This is a genomic window from Paenibacillus sp. 01T422, from assembly GCF_056398785.1.
Map to the genome: position 1 here is coordinate 1 of NZ_JBFTQB010000456.1, position 8,176 is coordinate 8,176.

Annotated in this window: 7 protein-coding genes, 1 tRNA gene and 1 rRNA gene; all 9 read left to right on the top strand. The window is 45.5% G+C overall.

The window, feature by feature from the left end:
• The first annotated feature begins 10 nt into the window (after positions 1–10).
• A 5S ribosomal RNA gene (gene rrf, locus AC1DUA_RS22965) occupies positions 11–127 on the top strand.
• A 104-nt stretch (positions 128–231) separates the two neighbouring features.
• The gene (locus AC1DUA_RS22970) at positions 232–1,440 is read left to right on the top strand and encodes a putative glycoside hydrolase (RefSeq protein WP_477501979.1); all 1,209 of its coding nucleotides are present in this window, start codon (positions 232–234) and stop codon (positions 1,438–1,440) included.
• A gap of 154 nt (positions 1,441–1,594) precedes the next feature.
• Positions 1,595–3,052, top strand: a complete 1,458-nt coding sequence (gene guaB, locus AC1DUA_RS22975; protein WP_477501980.1) for an IMP dehydrogenase — start codon at positions 1,595–1,597, stop codon at positions 3,050–3,052.
• Between the two features lie 118 nt (positions 3,053–3,170).
• Positions 3,171–4,301 (top strand): D-alanyl-D-alanine carboxypeptidase family protein, encoded by a 1,131-nt coding sequence (locus AC1DUA_RS22980; protein ID WP_477501981.1) that lies wholly within the window; start codon positions 3,171–3,173, stop codon positions 4,299–4,301.
• Positions 4,302–4,419: 118 nt separating this feature from the next.
• On the top strand, positions 4,420–5,301 hold the full coding sequence (gene pdxS, locus AC1DUA_RS22985) for a pyridoxal 5'-phosphate synthase lyase subunit PdxS (protein ID WP_477501982.1): 882 nt from the start codon (positions 4,420–4,422) through the stop codon (positions 5,299–5,301).
• Positions 5,301–5,879 carry a pyridoxal 5'-phosphate synthase glutaminase subunit PdxT gene (pdxT, locus tag AC1DUA_RS22990; RefSeq protein ID WP_477501983.1) on the top strand — a complete coding sequence of 193 codons (579 nt, stop codon included), beginning with the start codon at positions 5,301–5,303 and terminating at the stop codon, positions 5,877–5,879. Before pdxS ends, pdxT begins: the two co-directional genes overlap by 1 nt.
• A gap of 91 nt (positions 5,880–5,970) precedes the next feature.
• Complete coding sequence (gene serS / locus AC1DUA_RS22995; protein ID WP_477501984.1) at positions 5,971–7,251, top strand: serine--tRNA ligase; 1,281 nt, start codon at positions 5,971–5,973, stop codon at positions 7,249–7,251.
• Positions 7,252–7,334: 83 nt separating this feature from the next.
• Positions 7,335–7,421 (top strand) — tRNA-Ser (locus AC1DUA_RS23000).
• A gap of 199 nt (positions 7,422–7,620) precedes the next feature.
• Positions 7,621–8,176 (top strand): lamin tail domain-containing protein (locus tag AC1DUA_RS23005; RefSeq protein ID WP_477501985.1); only part of this gene is annotated, 556 nt, incomplete at its 3' end.

Genomic DNA, 8,176 nt, shown 5'->3' on the forward strand with positions numbered 1-8,176 from the left:
GCTTTGACTGTTTGGTGATGATGGCGGAGGGGACCCACGCGTTCCCATCTCGAACACGACCGTTAAGCCCTCCAGCGTCGATGGTACTTGAACCGCAGGGTTCTGGGAGAGTAGAACGTTGCCAAGCACAATGAAGAATCTTATTAGGAAGAAATTCCAAGAAGACTCTTTTTTTTACATCAGTACAAAATAGCGTAAAAAACCATACTAGCCCTATAAGGAGGGATTAGTATGAAAGCATTTTTTGTTAGGAAATGGATCGGTGTTTTTTTAATCTGTCTTTTGCTCTTACAAGGTTGTTCGGTGAAGATGGACGCCGTGAAAGAGGACCTGGCTCCGCTTAAATCTTTAAATCAGTTGGCGGATGAAATCCCTGCTCCAAAATTAGAAGAGGTAGTAAAACAAGCACCTACAGCTCCTCCAGCAAGACTAGCTGCACAGCGCCAGATGCCTGCTAAGCAGGTAGTTAAAGGTATTTATGTATCGGCCTGGTCTGCGGTAGGCAGTAAACTGGAGCAATTGATTAATTTAGTGGATCAAACCGATTTAAATGCCATGGTTATTGATGTGAAGAACGATTCCGGACAAGTTACATATACCTCGGCAGTGCCTTTGGTCAATGAGATAGGAGCCAGCAGCAACGTCATCATCCGTGATCTGAAGGGGACACTGAAGAGGTTAAAGGACAAGCATATATATACGATAGCACGTGTTGTTGTTTTTAAAGACCCCTATTTAAGTAAGAAGAAAAGCAATTATGCGATGAAGACTTATCAAGGTAGCGTTTGGCAGGATAATAAAGGAATAGCTTGGGTGGACCCTTACAAAGAAGAAGTATGGGAGTATAATCTTCAGATTGCCAAGGAAGCTGCTCAACTAGGTTTTGACGAAATTCAATTCGACTATGTGCGATTCCCCGAAAACAGCAAAAGGGTCGATGCTGAGGTCAAATTCGATAATCCAAGCAAGCGGACAAAAGCACAGGTTATCGAATCTTTTCTCAGTAAGGCTAAGGAGCGCCTAGGTGACGAGGTTTTTTTATCTGCTGACGTGTTTGGATTAACGACTTCCTCCGACAATGACATGGGTATAGGGCAAGACTGGGCAATGATAAGCAAACAGGTTCATTATATCTCGCCAATGCTGTATCCTTCGCATTACTCAAATGGGATGTACGGTATTAAGTATCCCGATTTGCAGCCCTATGCGGTCATTCATAAAGCCATTAGCGATGCAAATGGGAAAAACACGGAGCTCATGAGAGCAAGTGTACAAACCGCGGAAATCAGGCCATGGTATCAAGATTTTACAGCAACATGGGTGAAACCTCACAAGAAGTACGGAAATATAGATGTGAAGGAGCAAATTAAAGCGGCTAAGGAGCAGGGTGTGGAACAATTTTTGTTATGGAATTCGAACAGCACATATTCCTATCGTTAACCGAATGTTCTTATTCGGATGGCTGCCGATCTCTGAAGGGTTCCTTTTCCTTGACACGAAAAATGGGCTTTTGTTAAGATTGCAATCATATACGGTGAGCAGGATGCTTATGTCAAAGTTTTTGAAAAGAGAGATCTAAGGAGGAATATGTGTTGTGAGGGAAGACAAGTTTGGTAAGGAAGGTTTAACGTTTGATGATGTGCTGTTGGTGCCAAGGAAGTCTGAAGTGTTCGGTAAGGAGATCGACGTTTCAACGGTTCTTGCTCCTCATGTGAAATTGAATATCCCGTTCATCAGTTCCGCGATGGATACTGTTACAGAATCTGCCCTAGCGATTGCAATGGCCAGAGAAGGCGGAGTTGGAATTATCCATAAGAACATGCCTATCGAGCTTCAAGCTGAGCATGTAGACCGTGTTAAGCGCTCAGAGAGCGGGGTTATCACAAACCCCTTCTCCTTAACGCCGGAACATCATGTTTATGATGCAGAAGAGCTAATGGCGAAGTATCGGATATCAGGTGTACCAATCGTAGATGAGACAAACAAGCTTGTTGGGATTTTGACRAATCGTGACTTGCGTTTTGTTCATGACTACTCAATTAAAATTAAAGAAGTAATGACGAAAGAAGGCCTTGTTACAGCCCCTGTGGGAACTACGCTTCAGCAAGCGGAAGGCATTCTTCAAAAGCATAAAATTGAGAAACTTCCTTTGGTCGATGATCATTTCGGGCTGAAAGGATTAATCACGATCAAAGATATCGAGAAGGCGATTCAGTTCCCTAACTCCGCGAAGGACGCACAAGGTCGTTTACTTGTAGGGGCAGCTGTAGGCGTTTCAAAGGATGTTATGGAGAGAGCTGCTGCGCTCGTCAAAGCAGGAATTGACGTGATTGTAGTAGACTCAGCACACGGCCATCACATTAATATTGCTGAAACTGTGAAAAAGATAAGAGCCCTATATCCTAATCTTCCTATCATTGCAGGAAATGTAGCTACAGGCGATGGAACACGTGATCTGATCCTAGCTGGAGCATCCATGGTGAAGGTCGGTATTGGTCCAGGATCCATTTGTACGACACGAGTTATTGCAGGTATCGGTGTTCCACAAATTACAGCTATCTATGATTGTGCGCAAGCAGCTGCTGAATTCGGTGTTCCCGTTATCGCCGACGGCGGTATCAAGTACTCAGGTGACGTGGTAAAAGCGATCGCGGCTGGGGCGAGTGCCGTTATGATTGGTAGTCTTTTTGCTGGAACAGATGAAAGCCCAGGAGAATCGGAGATTTTCCAAGGACGTAAGTTCAAAGTTTACCGCGGTATGGGTTCTCTAGGCGCCATGAAGGAAGGCAGCAAAGACCGCTACTTCCAAGAGAACGAGAGCAAACTTGTACCTGAGGGCATTGAGGGGCGCGTAGCGTACAAAGGGCCATTAGCTGATACTGTGTATCAACTTGTTGGCGGTCTTCGTTCTGGGATGGGCTATTGCGGTGCACGCAACATTCAAGAATTGATTCACGATACGCAGTTTATCCGGATTACAGGTGCTGGATTGAAGGAAAGTCACCCACACGATATTCAAATTACAAAAGAAGCACCTAACTACTCATTATAATTGTAACAATTTGGCTATAAATGGAGGCACAGGATTTGAACCTGTGTCTTCTTTTTTTTGTCTAATAGGGTGTGTTACAATATAAAATGTTATAAAAATTACTAGGGAGAGTGAAGTTGTGAGATTTTTTAGTTTGACAAAGAAAAAGATTGCTTTGGTGTTAGGTGTTAGTTTAATCGCTCAATCCGTACTTTTACATATACAACCGGCGTTCGCCGCAGATACCAAAGCACCAGCCGCAACGACAGCTCCTACGACGACTGCAGCACCTGCGGGGAGCGAGTTGAAGGTTAATGCCAAATCCGCGATTATTATGGAAGCAAGCACAGGCGCTGTTCTCTATGAAATGAATGCAGATGAGGCGCTACCACCGGCTAGTATGGCGAAGATGATGACAGAGTACTTTGCGAAAATGATGAATGATAAGGCTAAGCAATTAGGCATGTCCGACAAGGCTCATTTTATCAGCGCTACAGGACTTTCTCGTGCCGATCTGAAGGATCCGCCGCAATCGATTGAGGGCGAAACGAAAATGACAGCGCGGGACGCGGCAATTCTTGCCTATAACATCCTTAAGGACCATAAGGAAATTCTCGATTTCACGAAAATTCCTAATTTAAAGCTGAGACCAACGGATAAAACGCCTATGATCAATTGGAACTGGATGCTGGAAGGCAATTCAACCAATGCTAATTTTAAAAAGTACTCATATGCAGGTCTGGACGGTTTAAAAACAGGTTCCACGGATGATGCCGGCTACTGCTTTACGGGTACTGCAGAAAAGAACGGGATGCGTCTTATCACGGTTGTGATGGGAACGAAGACAGAACCGGAGCGTTTTAACGAAACTAGGAAGCTGCTCGATTATGGTTTTAATAATTTCGAGATTAAACCTTTCCTAAATGCGAAACAAGAAATAGATTCTTTGAAAATCGTAAACATTAAGAAAGGCGTGCAAACGCAAGTGCCTCTAGTAACGAAAACAGGTCTAACCTTCGTTACGAAAAAAGGCGCGAAAGATACGGATTTTAAAATCACAGCAGAGCCGTTGGAAGAGAGTAAACTGGTAGCTCCAATTGCGAAGGGCGATACACTGGGTAAAGTAAAAGTTACCTACAATGGACAAGAAAAAACAGCAGATCTTATTGCCAATGATGATGTCGAAAAAGGAAGTTGGATCCGGCTATTGTTCCGTTCCATCAAAAACTTCTTTAGCGATATGTTTAAAGGGATTAAGGGTGGTTCCTAGACCAGATAATGGGTTGTATAATGCCCCTCCTTCATGTAAAATGTTTGTTTAGAAGTTTACTATCGAATCGTGTAGGAAACTGTATAAAATCGCACTAAGGTATAGGAGGAAATAAAGAATGGAAACAGGAACATCCCGCGTTAAAACAGGTATGGCCGAAATGCAAAAAGGCGGCGTAATTATGGACGTTATGAACGCCGAGCAAGCAAAGATCGCAGAAGCAGCTGGTGCCTCCGCTGTTATGGCGCTAGAGCGCGTACCTGCTGACATTCGTGCGGCTGGCGGGGTATCCCGTATGGCTGATCCAACTATCGTTGAGGAAGTTATGAAAGTCGTATCCATTCCGGTAATGGCGAAAGCAAGAATCGGACACTTTGTAGAAGCAAAAGTCCTGGAATCTCTGGGCGTTGATTATATCGATGAGAGTGAAGTTTTGACACCTGCGGATGAAGTGTTTCACATCAATAAACGTGATTTCACCGTTCCTTTCGTGTGCGGTTGCCGTGATCTAGGCGAAGCTTTGCGCCGTATTGGGGAAGGAGCTTCCATGCTTCGTACCAAAGGTGAGCCGGGAACAGGCAACATCGTCGAAGCTGTTCGTCACATGCGTCAGATTCAAGGTCAAATTCGCAAGGTTCAAGCGATGTCCAAAGATGRGTTGATGTTTGAAGCGAAAACAATTGGAGCTCCTTATGAATTGATGCTGCAAGTGCATGAAACAGGCAAATTGCCAGTTGTTAACTTCGCTGCAGGCGGTGTAGCTACTCCGGCAGATGCGGCTCTAATGATGCATTTGGGTTCCGATGGGGTATTCGTAGGTTCTGGTATCTTCAAATCAGATAGCCCTGAGAAGTTCGCGAAAGCTATTGTTCAAGCTGTAACACACTACACAGACTTTAACTTGATTGCAGAAATCTCCAAAAACCTAGGTAGCCCTATGAAGGGAATCGAAATCTCCAAGCTGCAAGCTTCCGAGCGTATGCAGGAGCGCGGCTGGTAATGACGAAAATTGGGGTTCTCGCGCTTCAGGGCGCGGTAGCAGAGCATATTCGAGGTATCGAAAAGGCAGGCGCCGAAGGCGTTGTAGTCAAGCGTACAGAGCAGCTTGCTGACCTTGATGGCATTATTCTGCCAGGTGGAGAAAGTACGACAATTGGTAAACTTATGCGCACGTTCGGTTTTATCGATGCGCTTAGAGAATTTTCTGCTGCAGGGAAGCCGATCTTCGGTACCTGCGCAGGGTTGATTGTCATCGCGAAAGAGATCACCGGACAGCCAGAAGCTCACCTTGAGCTGATGGATATCACGGTGGCTCGCAACGCGTTTGGGCGTCAACGCGAAAGCTTTGAGACGGATCTGCCGATCAAAGGCATAGACGAGAACGTTCGCGCGGTCTTCATCCGTGCCCCACTGATCGAGAAAGTGGGTCCGGACGTTGAGGTTCTGGCTACGTATAACGGCCAGATCGTCGCGGCGCARCAAGGGCATCTCCTTGCGGCATCGTTCCACCCTGAGCTGACAGACGATTTCCGTCTGCACAGCTATTTCTTAGATATGGTAAAACAGAGTCAAGCATAATTGATGGTACAAGCACCTTGATATCACCGGATACTTCGGTAAGGGTGCTTGCTTCCATATACAACCATTTTGCGCTAACGGAGGAATCTCCTTGTTTGATGTAAAGTTACTTCGAAACGATTTGGCAGCAGTGCAAGCCGCCATGCAAAACCGTGGTAAGCAGATTGAAGAGCTGAACGGTTTTACAGCATTAGATCTAAAGCGTAGAGAGCTTCTGCAAGAAACAGAGCAGCTCAAAAATCGCCGCAACACCGTTTCACAAGAGGTGGCTGGGCGTAAAAGATCCGGCGAGAACGCCGACGAACTGATTCAGGAAATGAAAGTTGTCGGAGACCGCATTAAAGAGCTGGATGATGAGATTCGCGTATTGGACGAGTCCTTACAACAAGTTCTCCTCTCCATCCCGAATATGCCTCATCCAAGCGTACCAGTTGGCCGCTCTGAAGAGGAGAATGTGGAGCTGCGCCGTGTAGGCGAAATGCCACAGTTCGATTTTGAAGTGAAGCCGCATTGGGAAGTAGCGCAAGAGCTGGGTATTCTAGATTTCGAAGCGGCGGCGAAGGTAACGGGTTCGCGTTTCGTGTTCTATAAAGGGCTTGGCGCAAGATTAGAGCGCGCCTTGATCAACTTCATGATGGACCTGCACAGCGATGAGCATGGTTATGAAGAAATGCTGCCGCCTTATATCGTGAACCGTGATAGCTTAACAGGTACGGGTCAACTTCCGAAATTTGAGGAAGATGTCTTTAAAGTAGAGAATTCGGAGTATTTCCTAATTCCTACGGCTGAGGTACCGGTTACGAACTATCACCGGGACGATATTTTGACAACAGAGCAGCTGCCTGTTAATTTCGTTGCGTTCAGCGCTTGCTTCCGCTCAGAGGCAGGGTCGGCTGGAAGAGACACACGCGGCTTGATCAGACAGCACCAATTCAACAAAATTGAGCTCGTTAAGCTTGTTAAGCCCGAAGACTCCTATGATGAGCTGGAGAAGCTCACAGGGCACGCTGAGCGCGTTCTACAGCTATTGAAGCTGCCATACCGTGTGTTATCTCTATGCACAGGTGATATTGGCTTCACATCAGCGAAGACGTACGACCTGGAAGTATGGCTTCCAAATAGCAGTGCTTACCGCGAGATCTCATCTTGCAGTAACTTCGAAGACTTCCAAGCGCGCAGAGCGAACATTCGCTTCCGCAGAGACTCCAAAGCGAAACCAGAGTTCGTACATACATTGAACGGTTCAGGACTAGCTCTTGGACGTACGGTTGCGGCGATCCTCGAAAATTACCAGCAGGCAGACGGTTCGATTGTTGTGCCTGAGGTTCTTGTACCTTACATGAACAACGTAAAAGTAATCACGAAAAAATAGCACTTGCTTCTTAGCTGGACTATGTGATACAATGCTTTTTGTCACTGCACAAGGTTGTCTCCTCTAGAGGGGACAGCTATCGTGGAGAGGTGGTCGAGTGGTTTAAGGCAGCGGTCTTGAAAACCGCCGAGGTCGCAAGGTCTCCGTGGGTTCGAATCCCACCCTCTCCGTAGCCAAGGTAATACCCCAACCAAAAAGTCATGCGATTCCTAGCGAATCGTGTGGCTTTTTTTGTTCTTTCTTTTATTAACGTGGATTTACAAATAATTACAAATAATTAAAAATAAATTAACACAAAATGTGTATTTAGGGGTATTCTCTTTTTTTATAATAGACAAGATATTCCATGCTAAGGAGAGTGAGCAACAGTTGAATACTGTCAGGAAGAGATTAATATCCGTTATGCTATCGGCGGCTGTAAGCGCATCATCGTTTGGTACCATTGTTTCAACCGCAGCTGCAGATGCTATCGTAATCCCGGGGACTCCGTATCAAGTGAATGGTACTTATGATGTAAATGTGCCGCACGTGTTTATTAACCAAGTTTATGGCGGGGGATTAACTACAGATTCTAGTAATACGGCCTCATCCCATGGTTTTATTGAGCTATACAATCCCACAAATCAAGATGTCGTTCTCAATGGATGGTCCTTACAATACGCAGATCGCGGATCGTCGGCAAAGACGGGTCCAACGGGTGACTGGCAGAAGCTGGATCTAGTTGGAACGATTAAAGCAAAATCTTCTTTCCTTGTGCTTGGTCAAGCTACAGGGGCAGGTTCTCCTAAATTTAATTTGTCAGCTACATATGACCAATTATGGACGGGACGTTGGATCAATAATAAAGGTTTGAAGGTTGCACTTTTGAGCAATCAGACAAAGCTTGACATTACGAACAAAAATCCTTTTGCCAACAATCCAAAGC

What these genes read in the sequence shown, in the direction of transcription:
- AC1DUA_RS22970 (WP_477501979.1), top strand. Translation starts at nt 232, where the DNA reads ATGAAAGCATTTTTTGTTAGGAAATGGATCGGTGTTTTTTTAATCTGT.